Raw genomic sequence first — 23,384 nt, 5'->3', positions numbered from 1 at the left:
ACTCAGAACGTTTCCCAGCTTCCCGCGCCATCGGCAGCCAGCGTCCTTGAAGGAACCATCGCCGGTCGCGCGACTGGTTTTTTCACAATGGCGTCGCCCAGTTTGAAGCGCGAGATAAGCTGCGACAGTTCGCCCGCCTGCTGTTCGAGCGACGCGGCGGCGGCAGAAGATTCCTGTACCAGCGCGGCGTTCTGCTGCGTGGTGGAATCCAGTTCGCTGACGGCCTTGCTTATCTGGTCGATACCGCGGCTCTGCTCATCCGAGGCGTGAGAGATTTCCGTCATGATCCCGCTGACGCCCTCGACGGAGGAGACGATATCCTTCATGGTGGCACCCGCTTTGTTGGCCATTGCGGAGCCAGAACTGACGCGGTCTACCGATTCCTGAATCAGGCTTTCAATCTCTTTCGCCGCCTGCGCGCTGCGGCTCGCCAGCGTTCTGACTTCACCGGCGACTACCGCGAACCCGCGCCCCTGTTCGCCCGCCCGGGCGGCTTCCACAGCGGCATTCAGCGCCAGAATATTGGTCTGGAAGGAGATGCCATTGATGACGGTGATGATATCTTTGATCTTGTTCGAGCTGTCGGTAATGGTCTGCATGGTTTCAACCACATCCCAGACAATTTGCCCGCCGCTGCGCGCATTCTGCGCGGCGGTGTTCGCCAGCGTGCTGGCCTCGCGGGCGTTATCGGCATTACGTTTCACGGTTGAGGTTAACTCTTCCATGCTGGCCGCAGTTTCCACGACGGCTGCCGACTGCTCTTCGGTACGCGACGCCAGATCGGTGTTGCCGATGGAAATCTGTGAAGACGCCGAGGCGACATACACCACTGACTCTTTAATCTGGGTAATCAGCTCACGCAGTCTCAGGTTCATGGTCGCCATCGCGGCGCTCAGACGGCCCAGTTCATCGGTGGAGCTCGCTTCAATCTCCGCCGTCAGATCGCCTGCGGCGATTCGCTCGGCAACGCTCAGGTTATAGCGGATTTGCGACGTCATCTGACGCGTAATCAGCCAGGCGATGAACAGGCCGATAACCACCGAGCAGAGTGCGACAATCAGCACGATATAGATAACATGGGCGATTTTAGCACTGCTTTTATCCGCCTGAAGCTGCGCCAGCTCTGCGGTGGCGCTATTGAGCTTGTCGGCAACAAGCGTCATGTTATCCGCGCCGCCTTTCGCGTTTTTCAGCGCGAGGCTGTAGGCATTGACCGCGCTGTCGAGTGTACTGAACGCTGACTGCAACGCGGTAACGGAACCCGCGAGAGGGGAAGCGGCGTCACTGTTGATGCTGGCGAGTAAAGCAAGCGCCTGCTGTGTGTCAGCCGTAAATTGCTGCTGCCCGCTGACGCCGCGTGATGAAACGACAACGCCCGCGTCTGAGCGAATTTTCTCAATAAAATAGAGCAGATTAGCGCTGCTTTTCGACAGTGACTCGCTGTTACGCAAGGTTTTCGTGACTTCATCAAAAACGGGCTGTTGGGCCGCGGCCAGCACGTTTTTGCTCTGCTCAATGCTGGCGCTTTCAAGGCTGATAAAATTGCTGCGCGCCTCGCTGTACTCTTTTACCCGTGAGCCCAGCGCCTCAAATAACACACCAGCGTCTCGTTCCCAGGTAAATTTATCGCCTTCTTTGATTTTTTCCGCCATTTTATTAATGGCAGCCAGATTGGCCTGAGCCGCTTTATCGTCATGGGTTAACTGATAAGTGAGGCGGTTGCGTCTGGCGGTATTGAGATCGTTATTAATCTGATTAACCAGTTGCTCTTTATCAGAATGCTCGCTGATAGCCGAAAGCTGTTTAATATTAATAGCAGAGGAGATGATGATAACGCCAACTAATACTGAAAAACCGCCAAATAATTTCGCTGCTACGGAAAGATTTTTAAAAATGCCGGGTTTGCCTGTCATTGTTGATTCCTCAGCTGCTCATCATTCTGATATCACCCGTTCCGACGCCGCCTTTGGGCGCGCCGCAAGCGTGCGCGTGCTTTTAACGCGTCGGGCCAGTTATGGTCTGTTTAATCCATAAGAGTTATCGGCAGGTTATTAATGTTTATGCAGGATATATCTTTAATCTTTTTTACGTTTCAGATAAATCAATGGGTTGGTTATTTTTCTTATTCTTTTTTTGTGACGAAACTAACAATTTGAGAACGCTGTGGCGTTATTTTTAATGCTTTTCATAATAACCATAAGCCTGCTCAGAATATTACCTTGTGGCGGATTTATTAGCAGGCTAATTCAGCGCAGAAAACATCCGATAAAAAGCTTTTGAGGACAAATGGCGCTGCGCCTGACGGGTAAACTGGAGACGCATTCATTATTCATTCGAGGTGGATATGTCTTTTACTCATATGCGTATCGCAAGGCCAGTCACCAGCCTGGAAACTTCTTTCCGGCTCTGGTCGCAGGGGCTCGGCCTTGTACGACTGGGAGAATTTACCGATCACGCAGGCTTCAGCGGCGTGATGCTGGGGCGCAAGGATTTGCCCTGGCACCTGGAATTTACGGTATGCCTCGATAGTCCTGTTAGACCGTCGCCCGGCCATGAAGATCTGCTGGTGCTCTATTACCCTGAGCACGACGAATGGCAGCGCGTATGCCGCTCGCTTGAAGAGGTTGGGTTTATCCGCACGCCCTCTTTTAACCCTTACTGGGATATCAACGGGCAAACCTGGATGGACCATGATGGTTACCGGGTGGTGGTGCAAAATCAGGCGTGGTAAGCGTTCTGCACTGTCGCATCAGTAATCAGTCACACACTAAAGCGATGACCTCATGGCGCACCGGCTGTCACGCGCAAAGCCGTGCGCGGCTTCTTCATCAAGCAGACGTGCCAGCGCGTCCCGCATATCTGCTTCTGAAATCACGCTAAACCCCAGACGCGCATAAAACGGCTGATTCCACGGCACGTTTCGGAAGGTGGTAAGCGTCAGCGCGGTGAGCTGTTTTTCCCGTGCATGGCGAATGGCGTCGGCCATCAGCATTTTCCCAAGCCCCATTCCCTGACAGTCTCGCATCACCGCCACGCCCAGAATATGCAGCGCATCGTCAATATAGTCACCGTTGATAAACCCGACGGGAGCGTCATTCGCATTGACCACTACTGCGGAATAGCCGCGCTCACACAACCGGCGATGTAAATCGTCGGGCTGAACGCCATCGGTCGCCACCCAGGCGAGCGTCGGGATGGTCTCAAAGGCGCTGTCTGCCGAGCGCTCGATGGCCGCCAGGCTTGCGATATCGTTGATTGCGGTCTTTCTGATTCGAAATGTCATTTCGGGCTCCCTGTTATGCCGTATCCATATTTCGCCCGCGCGCGAAGCATCGTTTCTTCATCACTTTACACTGCAACAACATTCCGTGATGGAGAAAGCCCATGATGGCCGTTTTATTTGAAGCGCAGGCGCTGCCGGAGGCGCAGCAACGTTATTTTGAACTCGCCGCCGCCCTGAAGCCGCTGCTGGCGGATGCGCCAGGTTTTATCGACCTTGAGCGCTTTCAGAGTCTTACCGCGCCCGAGAGAATTCTCTCGCTCTCCTGGTGGGAAAGCGAAGCGGCGGTGCGGGCGTGGAAAGGCAACCTGATGCATCAGGCCGCGCAGCAGGAAGGACGGGAACATATTTTTGCCCATTATCGTATCCGCGTGGCGCAGGTGCTCCGCGACTATTCCTCTGAGACAAAGGATAACTCACATGTATGATATCCACGTGATCATCAGTAACACGCCGGGCGTGCTGGCGACGCTCGGGACGCTGCTTGGTAAAAATGGCGTCGGCCTTGAAGGCGGCGGCGTGTTTTCACTGGCGCAGGAAAGCCATGCGCATTTTCTGGTGGAAGAGGGCGAAACGGCACGGCGCGTGTTGCAGGACGCCGGGTTTACGGTGCAAAACGTCACCCGTCCGCTTATCCGTAAACTGTCGCAGGCACGACCGGGCGAACTTGGCGAGATAGCCCGCGCGCTCGCCGACGGCGGCGTGAATATTCTTGTGCAGTACAGCGATCACGCGAACCGGTTGATTCTTGTCACCGATAATCCTGAACAGGCAGAAAAGGTAACCAGACCATGGGCAATCCCGGACGACACCCCCTGACAGACGCCGACACCGCGCCGGGGCTTGGACAGGCGATGTCGGGTGTCGCGGCGGCGATGGCCGATCCGTCGCGCATCGCGATGTTGTGCGCGCTGATGGATGGCCGGGCGTGGACGGCGACAGAGCTTAGCGCGGTGGCGGATATCGCGCCGTCCACCGCGAGCGCGCATCTCGCCCGGCTGCTCAGCCACGGTCTGGTGGTTTGCCTTTCTCAGGGGCGGCACCGCTACTACCGGCTCGCGGGGCATGAGATCGCCGGGCTGCTGGAGACGCTGATGGGCGTTTCCATGAATCCAAATCGCCAGCCTGCGACCAGCACGCCCGGGCATTTACGTCATGCGCGCACCTGCTATGACCATCTGGCGGGCGAACTCGCCGTGCAGCTCTACGCGTTTATGCTGGAGGAAAAATGGCTGACGCCGGATAGCGACGCGCTCACGCCGTTCGGGCGCGAGCGCTTTGCGGCGCTTGGCGTACCGCTTAATCCGAAACCCAGGCGCAAAGCGTGTTGCCCGTGTCTTGACTGGAGCGAGCGGCGCTACCACCTGGGCGGCGATGCCGGTGCGGCGCTACTGACGCTCTTTTTACAGGAAGGCTGGCTTCTGAGAACGCCAGGCTACCTGGAAGTGACCGTCACTGCCGTCGGGCGCGCTGCGCTGCAACGCGTCTTCGCTGTTAATGGCGCGGTAACAGTCTGAAAACCGCACGATAATTCATCGTCCCGTCATGCAAACACTATACTTATCAGCCCTGGACCATCGCTAAATGAGGAACCACTGATGAGCACGATCAAGACGCAGGACGGCACGCAGATCTATTACAAAGACTGGGGCGCAGGCAAACCGGTGCTGTTCAGCCACGGCTGGCCGCTGGATGCGGATATGTGGGACAGCCAGATGAATTTCCTGGCGGAGCGCGGCTACCGCGTGATTGCGTTTGACCGTCGCGGCTTCGGGCGTTCCGATCAGCCGTGGAACGGTTATGACTACGACACTTTTGCGTCTGACATCAATGACCTCATTGAGGCGCTGGATCTTCACGATGTCACGCTGGTGGGCTTCTCCATGGGCGGCGGCGATGTGGCGCGCTATATCGGCAACTACGGCACGTCGCGCATTGCGGCGCTGGTGCTGCTGGGCGCGGTGACGCCGGTGTTCGGTAAAATCGGCGATTACAGCCAGGGCGTGGATCTCTCTGTTTTTGAAGGTATTCGCGACGGCCTGCGCAAAGACCGCGCGCAGTTTATCAGCGATTTCGCCGCGACATTCTATGGCACTAACGCGGGCCAGACGGTGTCGGAAGGCGTGCTGACCCAGACGCTGAATATCGCGCTGCTGGCCTCGCTGAAAGGGACTATCGACTGCGTGACCGCGTTCTCGGAAACCGACTTCCGCGGCGACCTGCAAAAAGTGGATGTGCCGACGCTGGTTATTCACGGCAGCAACGACCAGGTCGTGCCGTTTGAATCCACCGGTAAAGTGGCGGCGGAAATGATTGAGAACGCGGAACTGAAAGTATACGACAACGGCCCGCACGGCTTTGCCGTGACCCATCAGGACCAGCTGAACGACGATCTGCTGGCGTTCCTGAAATCCCTGTAAGACAGCTCTGGCTGGCCGGTTTTCCGGCCAGCGTATCACTGCGGCGTTACGCCTCCCCGGAGGCCTCTTTTCCCACCAGCAGCGTGGTTAACACGAACGATATCACCAGCGCCATAACGACGCCCGCCAGCGCAAAGATAAAATACGGGCCGATATAGGCGGGCAGGCTGAAAATACTCGACAAAATGTAACCGTACAGCCGTACGCCAAAGAAGGCGATAAACGCCGAGGCGAGCGAGCTGGCGATCGTTGCTGAGATAAAGGCTTTTTTGTAGCGCGTCAGTACGCCAAACAGCGCAGGTTCAGTAATGCCCAGCAGAGCGGAGATGGCCGCGGACAACGTGACGGTTTTCTCGTGGCGTTCTTTATTCAGGCGCCAGATGGCAAATGTCGAGCCAGCAATGGCCATGTTCGCCATAAACATCATCGGCATCAGCATGTCATAGCCGCGATCGCTGAAGTTTTGCAGCGCAATCGGCGTCATGGCGTGGTGCATCCCGGTCAGGACGGCCACCGGGCGGATCGCGCCCACAATGAGCCCGGCAAAGCTCGCCGAGACGCTAAAGAGCCCTTCGATAAACAGCGCCAGCCCTTTGCCAAGCCAGATACCAATCGGGCCTATCACCACCAGCGCCGCCAGCGCGCCGATAAACAGGGTTAACGTGGGCGTAAACACGGTTTTCAGCACGTCAGGCATGATGCGGTCGACCCAGCGGTAGATGTAGCTCAACGCCAGGACAGAGAAAATCACCGGAATGACGCTTGCCGAATAGTTAAACACCGAGACCGGAATGGCATTGAGCAGCCAGAGCGCGCTGACCGCGCCTTCCTGGTGCGTCGCCAGCGCTTTGGCGGCATCAATCAGCGACGGATACATCAGGCACGCGGCGACAGCAGCCGCCAGATACTCATTGACCTTAAAGATTCTGGCGGCAGAGACTGCAAGGAAAAAGGGCAGAAAGTAAAAGACGCCGCTGGCGATAAGATCGATGATCACGACCGTATCGCTTTTGGCGGAAACCACTTTCAGGGCGACTAAGCCTGCCAGCAAGCCCTTGATCATCCCGGCCCCGGCAATTGCCGGCACAATCGGGCCGAACACGCCAGAGACCGTATCCATAAAGAGCGATACCAGGCCTTTGCGTCCTTTGGCGGGCGTCGTGGCGGCTGCGGGTTTATCGCCCAGCGCGCTGAGCATCTGTTCGTACCAGCTAGTGACCTTCGGCCCGATGATGACCTGAAACTGATCGCTCTGAAGCTGTGCGCCCAGCACACCGGGGAGCTTTTTAATCGCAGTCTGATCGACTTTTGCATCATCAACTAAATCGAAACGCAGTCGCGTCATACAGTGCCAGACTTTATTAATATTCCCCTGGCCGCCGACCAGACGAATAATATTATTAATGGCTTCTTGCGTCCCCATAATGACTCCTGCCGAATGTTGTTGTCGTTTTAATGGTCCTGTGAAGGATAATTAAACCTTTTTGACAAAACAAACCAATAAAAGTTGATTCTGCTCACATCTTTGCTTCTGGTGTGGATTGAAAGCAGTGTAATGGTAAAATTGGTATGGTTTATTGATGCTTTTAAAAAGAAATTACTGACCAAAATAAATAGTCAAAAAAAGGGTTTACCCGCCATTATTTTTAAGGTCATGATATTGACATTCCGTATTTCCACAGCGCTGCAAAGGAGTGATTTCGTGACGCCTGTGAACATCAAAAATATCGAATGTTTTATCACCCGCCCGGACAGGCATAACCTGGTGACGGTTCGCGTGACGACCGACCAGGGCGTGACGGGGCACGGCTGCGCCACGTTCCAGCAGCGCCCGCTCGCTGTTAAAACGCTGGTGGAGGAGTATTTACAGCCGCTGCTGACGGGCCGTGATGCGAACAATATCGAAGATCTGTGGCAGATGATGAACGTCAACGCCTACTGGCGTAACGGCCCGGTGATGAACAACGCAATATCGGGCGTGGATATGGCGCTGTGGGATATTAAAAGCCAGCTCGCCGGTATGCCGTTGTATCAGCTTTTCGGCGGTAAATCCCGTGACGCGATCCCGGCCTATAGCCACGCCAGCGGCGACACGCTGGACGCGCTTTTTGCGTCCGTGGATGCGCTCATCGAACAGGGATATCGCCATATCCGCTGCCAGCTCGGTTTTTATGGCGGTACGCCTTCCGGCCTGCACGCGCCGGAAAACCCGACGCCCGGCGCGTGGTTCGATCAGCAGGAATATATGCGTAATACCGTCGATATGTTCCGCGCGCTGCGTGAGAAATATGGCTGGAGCCTGCATTTTTTGCATGATGTTCACGAGCGTCTGTTCCCGCAGCAGGCGGTGCAGCTTGCGAAACAACTGGAGCCTTACCAGCCCTATTTTATTGAAGATATTCTGCCGCCCCAGCAGAGCGCCTGGCTTGAACAGGTACGCCAGCATAGCTGCGTGCCGCTGGCGATGGGCGAGCTCTTTAATAACCCAAGCGAATGGCACGATCTGATCGTCAACCGCCGTATCGATTTTATCCGCTGTCACGTTTCGCAAATCGGCGGGATCACCCCGGCACTGAAGCTTGCGCATCTTTGCCAGGCGTTCGGTGTGCGTCTCGCGTGGCATGGCCCGGGCGATATGACCCCGATTGGCGTGGCGGTGAACACGCATTTAAACATTCATCTGCATAACGCGGCGATTCAGGAATTTATTCCGCGCTCTGTGATGACCGATCGGGTTTTCCCCGGCGCGCCGGAGGTGAAAGACGGGTTTATCTATCCGCCGGTCAATGCCGGCATCGGCGTCGGGTTTAACGAGGCGCTGGCGCAGGCGCATCCGGTGACGTATCGCCCGCATGAATGGACACAAAGCCGCCTGCCGGACGGCACGCTTCACACGCCCTGATGCTGGCGGCGGGTCAGCGTGTCGCGGTTATACGGAATGACATAGGTGCAGGTATAGTTGATATCAATAATATCGCTGACCTCAAACACGCGCCCGCCCTCCAGAATGCCGCGATTGTTAATATGCATCGCCGGGCTGCCTTTCTTGCAGCCCAGCAGTATCGCCTGTTCGCGGCCCACGCTCACGGCGCGGTAGGTGGTCAGCAGGTGCGAAATCGTCAGCCCTTTACTCAGCACATATTGCTGAATGGAATGCTCAATCACCTGTTGGTTAAGGTCAGGAAAATCCGCCGCCGGCATGCTGGAGATTTCCAGCTGAACCGGCGCGTCGTCGACATAGCGCAGGCGGCAAAAATGCCAGATAAAGCTCTCCTCACCAATGCCGAAAATCTGCTGCGCCGCTTTGTCCGGGCGCTTTTTATGCAGGCTAATCATCCGGTAGCGAATTTGATCGAAGCGTTTTTCGGTAATCGAGTTATACACCAGCGGATTATTGCGCGCCTGCTCGTTGATCCAGGCGCCTGAGCCCTGAACAATCCGCACCACGCCGATGCTCACCAGCTTTTCCAGCGCCTGGCGGATGGTAAACCGCGAGACGCCATATTCTTCCGCTAACTGCCGTTCCGGCGACAGCTTCCGCGGGCCAGTCGTAGTGTCCTGGTAAATTTTGCTGAGCAGATCCTGAGTCACAAACTCTGTTTTATTCATTATCTTTACCTGCATAACGTCGGCGGGGCGCGGGGTCAAGCGTATCATTTAGCGGCGTTTTTTTCAGTCTGCCGGAAGGAAAGCTGTGTGGTGAATCGCTGCGGGTAAGCGTGAGGCAGGGGCTGCCTGGAAGCAAAAAACAGAAAAGTCATTCCACATGAGCGGCATGCGGAATGACTTTAACATCAGGACTTATCAGCCATATTTACGCGCAAAGTTTTCATCGGTATCACACAGGTAAATGATGAACTCGACAAACGCGATAATCGAAGGAATAAAGGTCCAGCAGAAGATGAGATAAAGTAAGCCCTGGCCGATTTTACCTAAATAGAATTTATGTGCTCCGAAACCGCCCAGGAAAAATGCGAGTAACGCGGCGCTGATTCTGTTTTTATTCCCGCCAGTGAACTGCGTCGCACCGCACTGCGGGCAGGCTCTGGCCGATTCATGAATTTCTTTCCCGCACCCGCGGCAAAACACCATCGACATTTTGGTATCCTTATTGTCGTTATTGATTTCTACGAAACGATTGCTGTTCAGCGCAATAATACGCTTTTAGTACATTAAGAGATAACCCTAAATAACGGGCTGAACGGCACTTATTCAGTGCGATCGAAAAGAGGCACCATGTTACTGGAAAGGCTCACTACGCTCGAACAAAGCCTGCATGGCGACCAGCGCCGCGACCGCGCCTGGCTTGAATACCTGCTTCACCCGCAGTTTTGCGAGGTGACACGCTCCGGTGTTCTGGTCAATCGGGATGAAACAATTGATGCGCTGACACAGGAAACCGGCACCGCGTTTATTGTGAGCGATGGTTTTACGCTGCTGTCGGTAAACGCCGGTAGCGCTATTCTGCGCTACCGCACGTATACGCCGGAAGGCCAGCGTCCGGCATGGCGCGCGTCACATTGGGTGCGTGTGGATGAAACGCGCTGGCAGCTTATTTTTCATCAGGGCACGCCTGCCGTCTGACCATTATCCGTCATGTTACCGTTAACGGTGTGAGCCTGTACTCCGCACGGTTAAATTATTGTCACCAGACGGGCGTAAGCCCCTCCAGAAACGGCCGCCGATACCGATAACCCCTGAAGCCATGTTGGTGATTTCCGGGGAACCGTGTCGTGACTCTCAGACAGTTTATTTCCTACCGACTTGGGTTGAGCACGTCGCTTGGCCGAAGTCTGGCTGTCTTACTTCTGTTCCTCCTGGTGGGCGGGATCGGCACGAACGTACTGGTGTTTATGCACTCCTGGGATGATGAGATAGCACAGGCCGCCAATAAGGCAGTCAACCTCTCTGTCGCCCAGGTGCGTCAGGCGGAGGATACCTTTATGGCAGTCGGCCAGACGCTTGATGACGTGCGCGCGGCGGTCAGTGCCGGGCAGGCCGCAACGTACCATAGCTATCTGGTGCGCCTGAAAGCGCGTCAGCCGCTGCTCGACGGGCTCTATTTCTACAACGCGCAGGGCGTTATCAAAGGTTCCTCATCCGGCATCAGCGGCATTCCGGGCGATATTACGCATCAGGACTATTTCCAGTTCCATTATGAGAACCGCCAGACCGGTATTCATATCGGGCGCGTGATTAAAAGCCTGGCGTCCGGTGAGCTTGTGATCCCGGTATCGGTGAGAGTTAACGATCTCAGCGGTGGCTTCGCGGGCGTGGTGCTCGCTACCGTTAAGCTTGACTATTTCCGCCGCTTTTACAGCTATTTCGAGCTCGGCCCGCGCGACATGCTGGCACTGCTGCTGACCGACGGTTCGGTGCTCTGTGTGCGACCCTACGATGAAGCGAAAATTGACATGAATATTGCCGGCAGTCCGCTGTTTACCCGCGAGCTGATTCGCGCTGACCGCGGCACCGGCACCTGGGTGGCGTCGCTTGACCATATCGAAAGGGTGTTCGGCTTTGCGCGCACAGAAAAACTGCCGCTGGTGGTGGTCGCCGGTTACGATCGCGCCGAAGTGCGTATGCACTGGCTGCGTAATAATCTGCCGGGGCTGCTCTCTAACTTTATGCTGCTGCTCGGGTTTCTGCTGTTCAGTTCTGTGGTGTTTCGCAAAGTGCGGGGCAGCATTCGCGATCAGCAGGAGCTCAAACAACTGCGCGACGAGCTTCTCAAAGCAAACCAGACGTTTAAATCGATGGCGATGGCCGACAGCCTGACGGGGCTTGCCAACCGCCGCAAGTTTGATACCACCCTCGCGAAAGTGCTGGCGGACGCCGCGGCTACAGGAAGCCCGGTGTCGCTGATTATGCTCGATATCGATTTCTTCAAGCGCTACAACGACAGCCGCGGCCATGCCGCCGGGGACGCCTGTCTGCGGCTTATCAGCAATACGTTGCAGATGGTGACGCTGCGCACCAGCGATCTGGTGGCGCGTTACGGTGGAGAAGAGTTCGCGATCGTGCTGCCGGATACCACCGGCGAAGAAGCGCTGGCGCTGGCGCAGCGGGCTGTCTGTATGGTCAGGGAAAAACATCTGCCGCACCCGTCGACGGATCTGCCGGAGCAGATCGTCACCATCAGCGCCGGTTGCCATACGGTGCGGGGCAACGGGCGCGAGGACGCATTCAGCGTACTCATTCGTGGTGCCGATACTGCGCTTTATCTTGCGAAAAACCACGGGCGTAATCAGGCATACCGGTTCTCAAATACCATTGCGACCGGCAATGATAAGTCGATTTACGCGGCTTAGGGGGCGATGCCTGTTTTGTAAAGCAATGATGTGGCCGCAGAAGGGCAGGAGAGGTTCACCGTCAGTACAACCCTCTCTGACGGTGCAAGGGTTTAATGCTTACTGACACGCGCCAGGAACGTGTCCCACTGCGCTTTCAGGGCATCGACATGCGCTTTTTCGAGCTGTTTTACTGGCGTGGGGTCCCGGCTCTCATTCACTTTGCTCATAAAGCCAGAAAACCACTGCGGTGCGCTGGAAGAGCCTGCCGTCACGGCAAGTATATCGTTGCGCGCTTTCTGGGATTCCCCTTTACCGGCCTCCAGCAGGCTGAGCTGATTTTCGTACTGCTTCACGCTCGCCATATCGCCGCTCTGTTTGGCGATGTCGATAAACGCCTGCGTCATCGTTTTCATCTCGTCGTCCCGCGCGGCGGTTTTCTTTGTCATCCATGCGGTGACAATGTCCTGCGCTTTGGCCTGATTCTCCTGCGGCACATACTTCGCCACAAGATAGTTCAGTTTGGCCTGCTGCATGGCGAGATCCATATCGCTGGTCGTTGAGTTGGACGTGCTGGCGGCAGGTGTGTTCAGCGCTTCGGAGAGCAGGCTGCCCATATCCAGAGACGAGAGCGTGGAGAGTTTAGAAAAGTCCGCAAAGTTATCGTTGATTTCACTGTGCAGGACAAGGCCCGGCACACTGCTGTTCGCCTGCTGCTCCAGCACGGCGCGACGCTGTGCCAGCATGTTTTGCAGGCTTTTTTCACGCTCTTCTTTGCTTTGCCCGGCATTGACGGGCGTGTCACTGCCGGACTGCACGGCGCTGGCTTTGTCGGCTGATACAGCGACCGTTTCCGGGGCTTTTTTACGGGTGTAATAATCACTGCTTACGGCGTAGCTGTCCTGCATGGCGGGTACGATGGTGGTCACTTTCCGAACTCCTTCCGGTTGAAATAGCATCAAGGAGCTTATCGGCGGGTGGTTTCATCCCTTTAGATGTGTTTGGTGTGCCCCACCTGTTCTGGGAGGGCGGCCTGTGTTTGAGAGGGTTGAATAAGCGCTGAGGTATTTTTCCAGGAAATTAATTACATTATTAATACTTCATTTTCTATCGAATAAAGGAATTTAAGATAAATCGCAGGTGCGGTTTTGCAATGGCAGGAAAGCAATCATAAAAGCGGATTGTTTTATAACGTATTCTTACCGTCACCCTTCATCGGAAGCGATGGTGATAATTTTTCATTATTCAAATTTAAAAATGTCATCATGATGGCTTTGATAAACTGGAAGCCATTTTTTGTGATCCCCGCCACAATTATTTTCCGTAAAGGATTAATACTCCGGCAATAAAAGTGAAACAAATGCAGGATATACGCAGAAATAATTCGAATGAGATTCGTCTTAATTTCCGGGGCGGTATTGTTTAGCCTTTTGAATAAACTTACAGTGAAACCGAATTATTTGCCTGCGGGCTCTGCTTATTCTCACCTGCTATCTGATAACACGGAGTATTACATGGCTATTGATATGTTCCTGAAAGTGGAAGGCGTGACTGGCGAATCGAAAGATGCTAACCATTCCAGCTGGATCGATGTGCTTTCTTTTAACTGGGGCGCAGCGCAGCCGGGCAATATGGCGGTCGGCGGTGGCGGCGGTGCCGGTAAAGTTAACTTTCAGGATTTAGCCGTTCAGGCCATTGTGGATAAAGGTACGCCCGCCATTCTTAAATTCTGCGCCAGCGGTAAACATGTCAATAAGGTTGAGCTTTCTGTCTGTAAAGCCGGTGGTCAGCAGGTGGAATATTCGAAAATTGTTCTTGAAGATGTGCTGGTAACCCGCACGGAATTTACCGGCGTTGGTCAGACGGATACGGTTCTTGTCAGTTATTACTTCCAGGCCGCGAAAGTGAATTTCCATTACTGGGAACAGGCCAATCAGGGTACCAAAGGCGCGGAAACCAAAGCCGGATGGGATATTAAACAAAATAAAGAAATTTGATAAGAAAGGAGTGGCAAGATGGCAGAAATTAACTCCATGATAAATGCCCTTCTTTCCGATCGTTCTCATTTTAATGAACAAGAAATACATACCATTATCGAATTCGTCAATGAACTTGATGATGACCTGCTGTATCAGTTTGAAAATGCTGAAGAACGCAGTGTGATGTATAGCTATGAGCAATTGCTGGCAAGTTCCCGGCCCGTTGGCGTTAATAATGGCGGGCGTGATATCGAAATGGGGTTACTTAATTCCGGCAATTCCGGTGCGAATACGACTATGCAGAATAATAGTCAGTTTTTCGGCCGTTATAATACTCGTGTACCGGGTTTTGGCCGCCGCGCGGGTAATATTTACAATGAAGCTACCAAAGCCTCCTATGATTTCGCTGGCAAAATTATCACCGGGATCGGCGGCGTCTTCGGCGCGTCCGCCGGGGTAACCGCCACAGTGACAGCAGGCACCGCTGCGGCTAACGCGGCTTCCTCTATAGGCGTGCGTACCGCTTTTCTTGCTGCCGGCGGGGTTTGTGGTGTTGTGGGCGGAGTACTGGTGCTGCTGCGTAACACGTTGTCGGACAGACAGACGGCGAATAACAAACGCTTTCTGGAAACCGTTAAAAATGCCGTAAAAGTGCGTAATAAGGTGAATAAGTTTTTCGAAGAGACCAATAACAAGGTGGTGAAAGATCCGGCGAAGGCGAAAACACAGCTTGAATCCGGTCTTGCCTCACACCCGGCCCGCTTCGCGGCAGGGCCTGGCGGCTCAACGGTCTACGCCGATTTGTCGCCGGTTGAAAAACTCATTACCGAGGATTTCGCGACACAGCACTATGATATCCGCTCAAAAGTGGTTATCAGCCGTGGAAACCCCTGGTACATTTCGCTGGATACACTGCGCGGCGGCAGCAGGCAGTTTTCACAGGAAGAGATGACCGTTCTGCAGAATATCGCGAGCCGGTTGTAGCGTTCCCGCATGCGGCGGGCAACCGTCGCTTTGCTCTTCCTTCTCCGGCGGCGGCGTTAGCCCCGCCCGCATCTTTTCTCTCCGGCGCTGGTCATGGTTATGACCGCGGGCAATGCTGAGCGCTTTTTTATACAGATTATTCATAACCGACCCAAAACATGGCGCAGTCGAATCCTGCCTGACACACTTTTTCTGTGTTTAACCGCTACAGGAGAAACCGAATGACGCTACGTTATGCGGAATGTATTGAGGCGTGTTACGCCTGCGCGACGGCGTGCGATCGCTGCGCGGCGGCCTGTCTGAAAGAAGACGATCTGGATATGATGCGAGAATGCATACGACTGGATATGCAGTGCGCCAGTCTGTGTCGTCTGGCCGCGCAATTCATGGCACAGGAGAGTGAATTAGCGCACCAGGTATGTCAGCTCTGCGCGCAAATATGCCGCCAATGCGGCGAAGCGTGCGGCAAACACGAGGCTGACCATTGCCAGCAGTGCTCGCAGGCGTGTCTGCGCTGCGCTGAGGCCTGCCATAACATGCGCGCCTGATGGTCTCTGTACAGGGATGTATGGCCGCGCTGCTGCGGTCTGTGCCACTTTTTTTACAACATTTTTATACGCAGGGCAGTTTAATAAGCAGATCTGTCAGTCGATTGTTTTGAGGCCTGGTTTTGCTACAGCTCGCTCCTGCAACGTCTTCGCGTCCCGCCATTGTCATTCATCTGTGTGGTTTTCTGGTATTGCTCTACAGCTTTTCGATGCTGCCCCCGATGCTCGTTGCGCTGTTTTGCAAGGATCGCAGTTACTTTTCTTTTCTGGTGACGTTTGTCATTTTTTTTGTGCCGGGCTGTGCTGCATGGCTTGCCACACGCCGCCACATCGCGCCGCTTAAAACCCGTGACGGTTTTCTGATAATCGTGCTGTTCTGGATCCTGTTTTCTCTTATCAGCGCGATGCCGTTCTGGCTCGATAGCGCGCTCGGCCTGAACGCCGCGCAGGCGCTTTTTGAAGGTGTATCCGGCATAACGACAACGGGGGCCACCATCATTAACGATGTGAGCGGGCTTCCGAAGGCTTACCTTTACTACCGGGCGCAGCTTAATTTTATCGGTGGTCTTGGCGTTATTGTTCTCGCGGTTGCCGTGCTGCCGCTACTTGGGATCGGCGGTATGAAACTGTATCAGTCTGAGATGCCCGGGCCTTTTAAGGAAGAGCGCTTAACGCCGCGTCTGGCTGATACGTCGCGCACGCTCTGGTTCACTTATGTTTTGCTGGGCGCAGCCTGCGCCGTGGCTTACCGTATAGCGGGCATGCCGTGGTTTGACGCGCTGTGCCACGGGCTTTCAACGGTTTCTCTTGGCGGGTTTTCCACGCGTAATGAAAGCATCGGCTTTTATGACAGTTATCCGGTCGAGCTGGTGGCGGGGCTGTTTTCACTGTTATCCGCCGTGAATTTTACCGTCTGGTTTGTCGCTTTCACCCGGCGAACCCTGAAGCCATTTCGCCGCAACGCGGAGCTGCACTTTTTTCTTCTGGTCACGCTGATTATCGTGCTGCTGACCGCCTGGCAGGTCTGGCATGAAGGGATGTACGATCTGACGGGCAGCCTGGTTCACGCCTTCTTTCTGGCAAGCTCAATGATTACCGATAATGGCCTTGCGACGTCAGACTATGCGAGCTGGCCTGCGCATACTATCGTCATGCTGTTGTTGGCGAGCTTTTTTGGCGGGTGCGTGGGGTCAACCTGCGGGGGGATTAAAGCGCTGCGCTTTCTGATCCTGTTTAAACAAAGCCGTAATGAGGTGCATCAGCTGGCACATCCGAGGGCAATTTTAAGCCTGCATGTCGGACAGAGTGTGGTCAATGAGCGTGTGCTGCGCTCGGTATGCAGCTTTTTCTTCCTCTACATGCTGGTCAGTATTTTGTTTATCTGGGCGCTAACCTTAATGGGCTATGATCTGCTGAGCGCTTTCGGCACGGTGGCCGCCTGCATCAACAATATGGGGCTTGGGTTCGGTGTGACGGCGGCGAGTTTTGACACGCTTAGTGACGGCGCAAAATATCTAATGTGCCTGGCGATGATTCTGGGACGCCTTGAGATCTATCCATTTCTGATCCTGCTGTCGCGGTTTTTCTGGCGTGCGTGAGTCTGGCGGTAAACGGCCCCCTGAACGCGAGCCGTTGCCTGCGCTTTACGCATTACCGACCTTGCGGAATCACAACCTCGCCATCTTCTTTTGTAAACGGGCCTTGCTGCGGATCGGGCAGAATAGCCAGGACCTCTTCTGAGGGACGGCACAGGCGGGTGCCGAGCGGCGTTACCACAATCGGGCGATTAATAAGAATCGGGTGCGCCAGCATCGCGTCCAGCAGCGCCTCATCACCGATTTTCTCATCGTCCAGCCCGAGCGCCTGATATGGCTCGACATTTTTGCGCAGCAGCGCCCGCACGCTAATGCCCATATCGCTAATCAGCGTTTTCAGCGCGTCGCGCGTCGGCGGCGTTTCCAGATAAAGAATAATGGCCGGCTCCACGCCGCTGTTGCGGATAAGGCCAAGCGTATTGCGTGAGGTGCCGCAGGCCGGGTTATGGTAAATCGTAATCGGGGTCATCAAAATCCTCCGTCAGGGCGAGTGAGACATGCCCTGGTAAAAGTTAAAAAGAGAGACGCAGGGCGAGAGCCGCAAGCGTTACCAGCAGCACCGGCAGGGTCATCACAATGCCTGCCCGGAAGTAATACCCCCAGCTAATCGCAATATTTTTCTGCGCCAGCACATGCAGCCAGAGTAGCGTGGCGAGGCTGCCGATTGGCGTGATTTTTGGGCCCAGATCGCAGCCGATGATATTCGCGTAAATCATGGCGTCCTTAACGAGGCCCGTGGCGGCGCTGCCGTCGATGGAGAGCGCGCCAACCAGCACCGTCGGCATATTATTCATCACCGAGGAGAGCGCGGCGGTCAGAACGCCCGTACCGAGTGTCGCGCTCCAGATCCCGTGTTGTGCAAAGACGTTAAGCAGGGTAGAGAGATAACCGGTCAGCCCGGCGTTGCGCAGGCCATACACCACGAGATACATGCCCAGCGAAAAAATAACGATTTGCCACGGCGCGCCTTTCAGCACTTTGCGCGTATCGATAACGTGTCCCTGGCGTGCTACCAGCCAGAGCAATGCCGCTGCCACGGCGGCGACCAGACTCACCGGCACGCCGAGCGGCTCCAGCGCGAAAAAGCCCACCAGCAGCAACACCAGCACCAGCCAGCCGGTCATGAAGGTGCGCCGATCGCGGATTGCCGTCTGCGGTGCGCTGATTTTTTCACGATCGAATGTCGCCGGGATTGCTTTGCGGAAAAAGAGATGCAGCATCACCAGTGAAGCCGCTACCGAGGCGAGGTTTACCGGCACCATCACAGCGGCATAATCGCTGAAGCCGAGCGAGAAAAAATCCGCGGTCACGATATTCACCAGATTCGAGACCATCAACGGCAGGCTGGCGGTATCGGCGATAAAACCTGCCGCCATGACAAACGCCAGTGTGGCCCCGCGGCTGAAGCCGAGCGCCAGCAGCATTGCGATAACAATCGGTGTGAGGATCAGCGCCGCGCCGTCATTGGCAAACAGCGCCGCGACCATGGCACCCAGTAAAATTATGCAGGTAAACAGCCGGGCCCCTTTACCGTTGCCCCAGCGTGCCACGTGCAGCGCCGCCCAGCGGAAGAAACCGCACTCATCCAGCAGCAGGCTGATGATAATCACGGCGATAAACGTCGCGGTGGCGTTCCAGACAATATTCCACACCACCGGAATATCGCTGAGGTGTACCACGCCGGTGAGTAGCGCAAGTGCTGCGCCTGCCGACGCGCTCCAGCCGATGCCGAGCCCTTTCGGCTGCCAGATAACCAGAACCAGGGTCAGGATGAAAATCACACCCGCCAGAAACATAACGCTCTCCTTGATTGAATTTCATGGCTTTGACGCCAGTGAACGACGTAACAAATATGATTATTCATATATGTATTAACAAAATTTTTAGCCGCAGCGTCTGGTGTTTGCCGCGTTTTGCGTGGCCAGCGACGCAATCGCTTCACGTTCGCATAAAAACGCCTGCTCAATCACCGCAGCAGCCCAGGCGGGTATATGAGGCGAAAGCCGGTAGTGGATCCACTTACCGTCGCGGCGATCGCTGAGCAGGCCGCTGTCGCGCAGCAATGCCAGGTGGCGGGAGATCTTGGGCTGGGAGAGGTTTAACGTGGCCGAAAGCTCGCAAACGCACAGCTCGCCCTGGGCACGCAGCAGAAGTGCGAGGCGCAACCGAGTGTCATCAGCCAGTAATTTAAACAGCTGTAGCGGCGTGAGAGACATCATTCACCCTCCATAAAACAGTGGAGGGTAGTGTGGAGCGCTCAAACACTGACGTCAACAACATATTCGTATTTCCGAATATGTTTAGTGGATTAGTGATATTCCTGTTGTGATAGCACCGCCTGCAACTGTGCGCGCGCTTCGCCCTGCAGACTCAGCAGCGGCTCCGGCAGACAGGGCGCCGCGACGCGTCCGCAGATTTCCGCAGCGGCCGCAATCACCCGCAAACTGCCGTGGCGGCGAAATAATTCCCACAGCGGTTCAAACTTCTCGTTCAGCGCCGCGGCCTGCGCCTCGTCGCCCTTCAGCGCGGCGTCGGTCAGCGCCCGGATGTCGCGTGGCCATAATCCGGCGACGACAGAATAGAACACGTCGGCCCCGGCCAGCAGAGCACTGGCGGCCTGCGGATCGCCACTGGTGCCAAGGGTGACGGTGGCGGGGATCTCGCGGCGCAGGGCGGAGATTTTCGCGGCCGCCTGGGCGGTATCGCGGAACGGGCTGAGCTTAATCGAGCCGATATTGGGCAGGCGCGCCACGGCGCACAGTAATTCCTGCGTAAAGGTAAAGCCCGTCGTGGCCGGATTATCATAAATGCACAGCGGTACCGAAACCGCATGCGCGACACGCTCATAAAGCCGGTATGCCTCTTCGTGGCTGAGCGGCTGATAGGAGAGCGGCGAAAGCAGCAGGCCGCGCACGCCCGCACTCTGGGCGTCATCGGCGAGTTGCAGGATATCGTCCAGACGCAGCGCGCCGATGCTCGTTATTACCGGAATATCCTCTGCGGCCCCGATCGTCAGCGCCGTGATGCGCGCGCGTTGCTCCCGGGAGAGGTAAGCGTAGCTGCCGGTGGAGCCGAGCGGGGCAATAATATCCACCCGCGCAGCCGACAGATTTTCAATCAGCGACACAAAGGTTTTTTCATCCACCCTGCCGTTAATAAGCGGCGTCAGCGGGAAAGCGGCGAGACCTTTAAACATGGTATTTCCTTATTAAATGGCCTGTCAGCGTGCAAATTTCTTCGAGCCTGCCACGCAGAGGATCACCCCCAGCGTCACGGCCAGCATCAGCGCGCTAACGTGTTCACTGAGCAGCGTCGCGGCGAGCGCGAGGCCGAGAAACGGCTGTAACAGCTGAAGCTGGCCGACGGCGGCGATCCCGCCTGCGGCAAGCCCACGGTACCAGAAGATAAAGCCGACCAGCATACTGAACAGCGATACATACCCGAGAGACACCCAGGCGGCAGGCGCCACCGCGCTGAACGAGGCGGGCCGTGTCAGCCAGGCGGCGCACAGCATCAGCGGCAGCGCGAGGATCAGCGCCCAGCCAATTGTCTGCCAGCCACCGAGCTGGCGCGACAGCGCCGCGCCCTCCGCATAACCTAAACCACAGAGCACTACGGCGGTTAGCATCAACAGATCGCCCTGTAGCGAGATCCGCACATTACCGGTGAGAGCAAACCCTGCCACCAGCATGCTTCCCATTAATGAGAAGATCCAGAAGGCCGGGCGGGGGCGCTCGCCGCCGCGCAACATGCCAAAGAGCGCCGTCGCGAGCGGCAGCAGGCCGATAAACACCATCGAATGGGCGGACGTCACATGCTGAAGCGCCAGCGCGGTCAGCAGCGGAAAACCCACCACCACGCCTGCGCAGACGATAGCAAGCGACGCCGCCTGCCGCCGCGTTGGCCGCGTTTCCCGTCGCAGCAGAATCAGCAGCAGCGCCAGCCCTCCGGCGATGGAGGCGCGGGCGAACGTCAGAAAAAAGGGTGAGAAATCGCCAACGGCGACACGCGTGGCAGGCAGCGAACCGCTGAAAATAACCACGCCCAGCAGGCCATTTAGCCAGCCTGCCCATGGGCCCGGACGGGACGGATTTTCCATAACACTCTCCTGATAAATTGCGGCCATTGACGCCCGCCATCGTAGAGCGCTAGATTCATGACAATCAAAAAATTGTCATGGATACATTGCCGTGAAAGCGCGCTACAAAACGCTGGTCGATCGTTATGCATCGGCCATCCGCAGCGGTGAGTTAACCGCAGGCGTTCAGTTACCCACGCACCGGCGGCTGGCGGCAGAACACCATGTCTCGCTTGCCACGGCGACGCGCGTTTACGCCGAGCTGGAGGCGATGGGGCTGGTGAGCGGTGAAACAGGGCGGGGAACCTTTGTAAGGGATATCGCGCTGCCGCCGGGGCTGGGCATTGATCAACATGCCGTGGCGGCCGATGCGCTGGATCTGAGTTTTAACTATCCCGCCCTGCCAGGGCAGGCAGAGCGGTTGCGCGACGCGTTGCGCCAGCTTGCTTCGGCCGGGGATATCGAGGCGCTGTTACGTTATCAGCCGCACGCCGGACGCGCGAAAGACAGAGAGGCTATCGCCGCGTATCTGGCGGGCGCAGGGTTGAATACCGCGCCGGAGAACGTGCTGGTGGTGAGCGGCGCGCAGCATGGCCTCGCGGTGTCGGTGATGAGCCTGCTGCGCCCCGGCGATGTCGTGGCGGTGGACGCGCTGACTTACCCCGGGTTTAAAGTGGCGGCACAGCTTTGTCATGTTGAGCTGGTGGCGGTGCCGTTTACCCCGCAGGGGCCGGATCTCGTGGCGTTGCAGGCGCTCTGCGAAAAACGACGTGTGCGGGCGGTTTACACGATGCCGACGCTGCACAACCCGATCGGTTGGGTCATGACGCTGCGCCAGCGACGTGCGCTGGTGGCGATTGCCCGGCAATACGATCTGCTACTTATTGAAGACGCGCCATACGCCTGGCTGGTGAAACCCGCGCCCGTGCCGCTCGCGGCGCTGGCACCGGAAAGAACGGTGTATGTGACGGGGTTTTCCAAGAATATCGCGACGGGCCTGCGCGTGGGGGCGATTGTCTGCCCGCCGCGTTTTCGCAGCGCGTTCGAACGAACCATCCGCGCCACCGCCTGGAATACGCCTGCGCTGATGACCACGCTGGTCTGCAACTGGCTGCGTGACGGCACGGTAAACCGGTTTGAGGTGCTGAAGCGCCGCGACGCGCGGGTGCGCCAGCGTCTTGCCAGGCAGGCGCTGGCTCGATGGGCAATCCGTCATCCTATTTCCTCTGGCTGCCGCTGCGGGAAGGCGTCCGGGCCGAGCAAGTGGCGCAAAAACTGCTGCATAAAAAGATTTCGGTTTCGACCGCAGAGCCGTTCAGCGCATCACTTCATACACCCCACGCGATACGGCTCGCACTCGGCTCTTTACCGCTGGAGACACTACGGCAGGCGCTTGAAACGATCCGGGAAACGATACTGTATGAGGAAAATCTTTAGAAGCCCGGCGAGGCGGCCTGCTGCCAACATCCTTGTTGCTCAGGCCGTGGCTTCGATAATACGCTTCCGGACGGTGTTGTCGTATATTTCGTATCCTTATGATTAATGCTCTCCAGTATATAAATTATTAATTATTCAGCGCTGGCATTTTCCCGAAATAATTCTCGATAATTAAGAAGGGGATTGTTGTTGTCTGGCAGGAAGAAAAATAACGTTACTGAAAGATAAATGGATTTATTCGTGAGGCTGGTGTGGATTTAATATTTTTTATGCCAATTGTTTTCGCGGATTCATTCCTTGGATACATGATATTAGTCCATTTTCTTTGCCTTTTTTAAGGAAAGGCTGATAAATTCCAGCGCAATTGTTACGCGCTGGAAATAATATTTTTTTTAATTAAGATATGAACGCTTTCGGACACGGGGGTACGTCCTGATATCGCTAATGACGAAAATAATTTGCCATTAATACAGGTTCGAAAATGGATAGGTTGTCATTTTTTTAGCAAAATTCATTTACATTTGCCGCTGTTCATTGTCTTGTGAATAACCACGATGCGCGTAGCATTTGTCAATGTAACTCTCTGTTTTAAAGCTTTTTGTTCATTGCCGTAAGCGCAGTGAGATGTGGTGGCGGAGTCTCACGGCTTCCGGTTCTCCACAACCTGAAACCTTATTGTGAAGGAACACGTCATGTCTGGTTCATTTCAGGAAGAAATTCCTAAAGCCCGTATTAACCTGAAGTTAAATCTGCACACCGGTGGCGCGCAGAAA

Annotated in this window: 23 protein-coding genes and 2 pseudogenes; 14 read left to right on the top strand and 11 right to left on the bottom strand. The window is 55.7% G+C overall.

The window, feature by feature from the left end; genetic code table 11:
- Positions 1–2 precede the first annotated feature (2 nt).
- The gene (locus ACUW6V_RS17070; RefSeq protein WP_454038672.1) at positions 3–1,913 is read right to left on the bottom strand and encodes a methyl-accepting chemotaxis protein; all 1,911 of its coding nucleotides are present in this window, start codon (positions 1,911–1,913) and stop codon (positions 3–5) included.
- A 431-nt stretch (positions 1,914–2,344) separates the two neighbouring features.
- Between ACUW6V_RS17070 and ACUW6V_RS17065 the strand changes: the two genes are divergently transcribed.
- Entirely contained in the window at positions 2,345–2,731 is a 387-nt protein-coding gene (locus ACUW6V_RS17065; protein WP_088277456.1) for a glyoxalase, read from the top strand.
- A 36-nt stretch (positions 2,732–2,767) separates the two neighbouring features.
- On the opposite strand, the gene ACUW6V_RS17060 is transcribed toward ACUW6V_RS17065, so the two are convergent.
- Positions 2,768–3,283, bottom strand: a complete 516-nt coding sequence (locus ACUW6V_RS17060) for a GNAT family N-acetyltransferase (protein ID WP_454038671.1) — start codon at positions 3,281–3,283, stop codon at positions 2,768–2,770.
- Positions 3,284–3,384: 101 nt separating this feature from the next.
- Between ACUW6V_RS17060 and ACUW6V_RS17055 the strand changes: the two genes are divergently transcribed.
- The 4 genes from ACUW6V_RS17055 (at position 3,385) to ACUW6V_RS17040 (ending at position 5,700) form a co-directional block, all read left to right on the top strand.
- Positions 3,385–3,708 carry an antibiotic biosynthesis monooxygenase family protein gene (locus tag ACUW6V_RS17055; RefSeq protein WP_454038670.1) on the top strand — a complete coding sequence of 108 codons (324 nt, stop codon included), beginning with the start codon at positions 3,385–3,387 and terminating at the stop codon, positions 3,706–3,708.
- On the top strand, positions 3,701–4,099 hold the full coding sequence (locus ACUW6V_RS17050; protein ID WP_454038669.1) for an amino acid-binding protein: 399 nt from the start codon (positions 3,701–3,703) through the stop codon (positions 4,097–4,099). The genes ACUW6V_RS17055 and ACUW6V_RS17050 overlap by 8 nt, the downstream gene beginning before the upstream one ends.
- Positions 4,072–4,797 carry an ArsR/SmtB family transcription factor gene (locus ACUW6V_RS17045; RefSeq protein ID WP_454038668.1) on the top strand — a complete coding sequence of 242 codons (726 nt, stop codon included), beginning with the start codon at positions 4,072–4,074 and terminating at the stop codon, positions 4,795–4,797. Before ACUW6V_RS17050 ends, ACUW6V_RS17045 begins: the two co-directional genes overlap by 28 nt.
- An 81-nt stretch (positions 4,798–4,878) precedes the next feature.
- Positions 4,879–5,700, top strand: a complete 822-nt coding sequence (locus tag ACUW6V_RS17040; protein ID WP_007780704.1) for an alpha/beta fold hydrolase — start codon at positions 4,879–4,881, stop codon at positions 5,698–5,700.
- A 46-nt stretch (positions 5,701–5,746) separates the two neighbouring features.
- Here ACUW6V_RS17040 and ACUW6V_RS17035 read toward each other — a convergent pair whose 3' ends face one another.
- The gene (locus tag ACUW6V_RS17035) at positions 5,747–7,123 is read right to left on the bottom strand and encodes a PTS transporter subunit EIIC (RefSeq protein ID WP_032989709.1); all 1,377 of its coding nucleotides are present in this window, start codon (positions 7,121–7,123) and stop codon (positions 5,747–5,749) included.
- Positions 7,124–7,402: 279 nt separating this feature from the next.
- Here ACUW6V_RS17035 and ACUW6V_RS17030 point away from each other — a divergent pair, with 279 nt between their 5' ends.
- Positions 7,403–8,602 (top strand): enolase C-terminal domain-like protein, encoded by a 1,200-nt coding sequence (locus ACUW6V_RS17030; protein ID WP_319704726.1) that lies wholly within the window; start codon positions 7,403–7,405, stop codon positions 8,600–8,602.
- On the opposite strand, the gene ACUW6V_RS17025 is transcribed toward ACUW6V_RS17030, so the two are convergent.
- A complete protein-coding gene (locus ACUW6V_RS17025) occupies positions 8,590–9,309 on the bottom strand; it encodes a GntR family transcriptional regulator (protein ID WP_007854485.1) in 720 nt (239 codons plus the stop codon). The genes ACUW6V_RS17030 and ACUW6V_RS17025 overlap by 13 nt on opposite strands.
- A gap of 195 nt (positions 9,310–9,504) precedes the next feature.
- Complete coding sequence (locus tag ACUW6V_RS17020; protein ID WP_007780690.1) at positions 9,505–9,798, bottom strand: TM2 domain-containing protein; 294 nt, start codon at positions 9,796–9,798, stop codon at positions 9,505–9,507.
- Positions 9,799–9,936: 138 nt separating this feature from the next.
- On the opposite strand from ACUW6V_RS17020, the gene ACUW6V_RS17015 reads away from it, so the two are divergent.
- Positions 9,937–10,284, top strand: coding sequence for a nuclear transport factor 2 family protein (locus tag ACUW6V_RS17015; protein WP_097650196.1), 348 nt, complete (start codon positions 9,937–9,939; stop codon positions 10,282–10,284).
- 149 nt (positions 10,285–10,433) lie between these two features.
- Positions 10,434–12,011, top strand: a complete 1,578-nt coding sequence (locus ACUW6V_RS17010; protein WP_011998962.1) for a GGDEF domain-containing protein — start codon at positions 10,434–10,436, stop codon at positions 12,009–12,011.
- 92 nt (positions 12,012–12,103) lie between these two features.
- On the opposite strand, the gene ACUW6V_RS17005 is transcribed toward ACUW6V_RS17010, so the two are convergent.
- A complete protein-coding gene (locus tag ACUW6V_RS17005; RefSeq protein ID WP_069683257.1) occupies positions 12,104–12,919 on the bottom strand; it encodes a hypothetical protein in 816 nt (271 codons plus the stop codon).
- Positions 12,920–13,504: 585 nt separating this feature from the next.
- Here ACUW6V_RS17005 and ACUW6V_RS17000 point away from each other — a divergent pair.
- The 4 genes from ACUW6V_RS17000 to ACUW6V_RS16985 all read left to right on the top strand — a co-directional run bounded on the left by ACUW6V_RS17000 (position 13,505) and on the right by ACUW6V_RS16985 (position 17,099).
- Positions 13,505–13,987: an Hcp family type VI secretion system effector gene (locus ACUW6V_RS17000; RefSeq protein WP_032989701.1), complete on the top strand. Its 483-nt coding sequence runs from the start codon at positions 13,505–13,507 to the stop codon at positions 13,985–13,987.
- Positions 13,988–14,005: 18 nt separating this feature from the next.
- Positions 14,006–14,953, top strand: a complete 948-nt coding sequence (locus ACUW6V_RS16995) for a hypothetical protein (protein WP_063265849.1) — start codon at positions 14,006–14,008, stop codon at positions 14,951–14,953.
- A gap of 221 nt (positions 14,954–15,174) precedes the next feature.
- On the top strand, positions 15,175–15,501 hold the full coding sequence (locus ACUW6V_RS16990) for a four-helix bundle copper-binding protein (protein ID WP_097650198.1): 327 nt from the start codon (positions 15,175–15,177) through the stop codon (positions 15,499–15,501).
- Between the two features lie 122 nt (positions 15,502–15,623).
- On the top strand, positions 15,624–17,099 hold the full coding sequence (locus ACUW6V_RS16985; protein WP_454038667.1) for a TrkH family potassium uptake protein: 1,476 nt from the start codon (positions 15,624–15,626) through the stop codon (positions 17,097–17,099).
- Positions 17,100–17,151: 52 nt separating this feature from the next.
- Here the strand turns inward: ACUW6V_RS16985 and arsC are convergent, their stop codons facing one another.
- The 5 genes from arsC to ACUW6V_RS16960 form a co-directional block, all read right to left on the bottom strand.
- Entirely contained in the window at positions 17,152–17,565 is a 414-nt protein-coding gene (arsC, locus tag ACUW6V_RS16980) for an arsenate reductase (glutaredoxin) (RefSeq protein ID WP_105606612.1), read from the bottom strand.
- A 43-nt stretch (positions 17,566–17,608) separates the two neighbouring features.
- Positions 17,609–18,892 carry an arsenic transporter gene (locus ACUW6V_RS16975; protein ID WP_454038666.1) on the bottom strand — a complete coding sequence of 428 codons (1,284 nt, stop codon included), beginning with the start codon at positions 18,890–18,892 and terminating at the stop codon, positions 17,609–17,611.
- Positions 18,893–18,979: 87 nt separating this feature from the next.
- Positions 18,980–19,315, bottom strand: coding sequence for a metalloregulator ArsR/SmtB family transcription factor (locus ACUW6V_RS16970; RefSeq protein ID WP_454038665.1), 336 nt, complete (start codon positions 19,313–19,315; stop codon positions 18,980–18,982).
- 89 nt (positions 19,316–19,404) lie between these two features.
- Positions 19,405–20,292, bottom strand: coding sequence for a dihydrodipicolinate synthase family protein (locus tag ACUW6V_RS16965; RefSeq protein ID WP_454038664.1), 888 nt, complete (start codon positions 20,290–20,292; stop codon positions 19,405–19,407).
- Between the two features lie 24 nt (positions 20,293–20,316).
- Positions 20,317–21,195 carry a DMT family transporter gene (locus tag ACUW6V_RS16960; RefSeq protein WP_454038663.1) on the bottom strand — a complete coding sequence of 293 codons (879 nt, stop codon included), beginning with the start codon at positions 21,193–21,195 and terminating at the stop codon, positions 20,317–20,319.
- A 91-nt stretch (positions 21,196–21,286) separates the two neighbouring features.
- Here ACUW6V_RS16960 and ACUW6V_RS16955 point away from each other — a divergent pair.
- Positions 21,287–22,611 (top strand): annotated as a pseudogene (locus tag ACUW6V_RS16955) (aminotransferase-like domain-containing protein).
- Positions 22,612–23,303: 692 nt separating this feature from the next.
- A pseudogene (locus ACUW6V_RS16950) lies at positions 23,304–23,384 on the top strand (type VI secretion system contractile sheath small subunit); the annotation flags it as partial.

Source organism: Cronobacter sp. 153480017-3 (assembly GCF_053627815.1).
Note: the sequence above shows the minus strand (reverse complement) of the source record. Positions and strands in the feature narration are given on the sequence as shown.

Excerpts from the sequence above, each read along its gene's own strand:
- ACUW6V_RS17065 (WP_088277456.1), top strand. The coding sequence starts at position 2,345 with ATGTCTTTTACTCATATGCGTATCGCAAGGCCAGTCACCAGCCTGGAA.
- ACUW6V_RS17025 (WP_007854485.1), bottom strand. The coding sequence starts at position 9,309 with ATGAATAAAACAGAGTTTGTGACTCAGGATCTGCTCAGCAAAATTTAC.
- ACUW6V_RS16995 (WP_063265849.1), top strand. The coding sequence starts at position 14,006 with ATGGCAGAAATTAACTCCATGATAAATGCCCTTCTTTCCGATCGTTCT.
- ACUW6V_RS17070 (WP_454038672.1), bottom strand. The coding sequence starts at position 1,913 with ATGACAGGCAAACCCGGCATTTTTAAAAATCTTTCCGTAGCAGCGAAA.
- arsC (WP_105606612.1), bottom strand. The coding sequence starts at position 17,565 with ATGACCCCGATTACGATTTACCATAACCCGGCCTGCGGCACCTCACGC.
- ACUW6V_RS16970 (WP_454038665.1), bottom strand. The coding sequence starts at position 19,315 with ATGATGTCTCTCACGCCGCTACAGCTGTTTAAATTACTGGCTGATGAC.
- ACUW6V_RS17040 (WP_007780704.1), top strand. The coding sequence starts at position 4,879 with ATGAGCACGATCAAGACGCAGGACGGCACGCAGATCTATTACAAAGAC.
- ACUW6V_RS17050 (WP_454038669.1), top strand. The coding sequence starts at position 3,701 with ATGTATGATATCCACGTGATCATCAGTAACACGCCGGGCGTGCTGGCG.
- ACUW6V_RS17035 (WP_032989709.1), bottom strand. The coding sequence starts at position 7,123 with ATGGGGACGCAAGAAGCCATTAATAATATTATTCGTCTGGTCGGCGGC.
- ACUW6V_RS16960 (WP_454038663.1), bottom strand. The coding sequence starts at position 21,195 with ATGGAAAATCCGTCCCGTCCGGGCCCATGGGCAGGCTGGCTAAATGGC.
- ACUW6V_RS16965 (WP_454038664.1), bottom strand. The coding sequence starts at position 20,292 with ATGTTTAAAGGTCTCGCCGCTTTCCCGCTGACGCCGCTTATTAACGGC.
- ACUW6V_RS17055 (WP_454038670.1), top strand. The coding sequence starts at position 3,385 with ATGATGGCCGTTTTATTTGAAGCGCAGGCGCTGCCGGAGGCGCAGCAA.
- ACUW6V_RS17015 (WP_097650196.1), top strand. The coding sequence starts at position 9,937 with ATGTTACTGGAAAGGCTCACTACGCTCGAACAAAGCCTGCATGGCGAC.
- ACUW6V_RS17045 (WP_454038668.1), top strand. The coding sequence starts at position 4,072 with ATGGGCAATCCCGGACGACACCCCCTGACAGACGCCGACACCGCGCCG.
- ACUW6V_RS16990 (WP_097650198.1), top strand. The coding sequence starts at position 15,175 with ATGACGCTACGTTATGCGGAATGTATTGAGGCGTGTTACGCCTGCGCG.
- ACUW6V_RS17020 (WP_007780690.1), bottom strand. The coding sequence starts at position 9,798 with ATGTCGATGGTGTTTTGCCGCGGGTGCGGGAAAGAAATTCATGAATCG.
- ACUW6V_RS17000 (WP_032989701.1), top strand. The coding sequence starts at position 13,505 with ATGGCTATTGATATGTTCCTGAAAGTGGAAGGCGTGACTGGCGAATCG.
- ACUW6V_RS16975 (WP_454038666.1), bottom strand. The coding sequence starts at position 18,892 with ATGTTTCTGGCGGGTGTGATTTTCATCCTGACCCTGGTTCTGGTTATC.
- ACUW6V_RS17060 (WP_454038671.1), bottom strand. The coding sequence starts at position 3,283 with ATGACATTTCGAATCAGAAAGACCGCAATCAACGATATCGCAAGCCTG.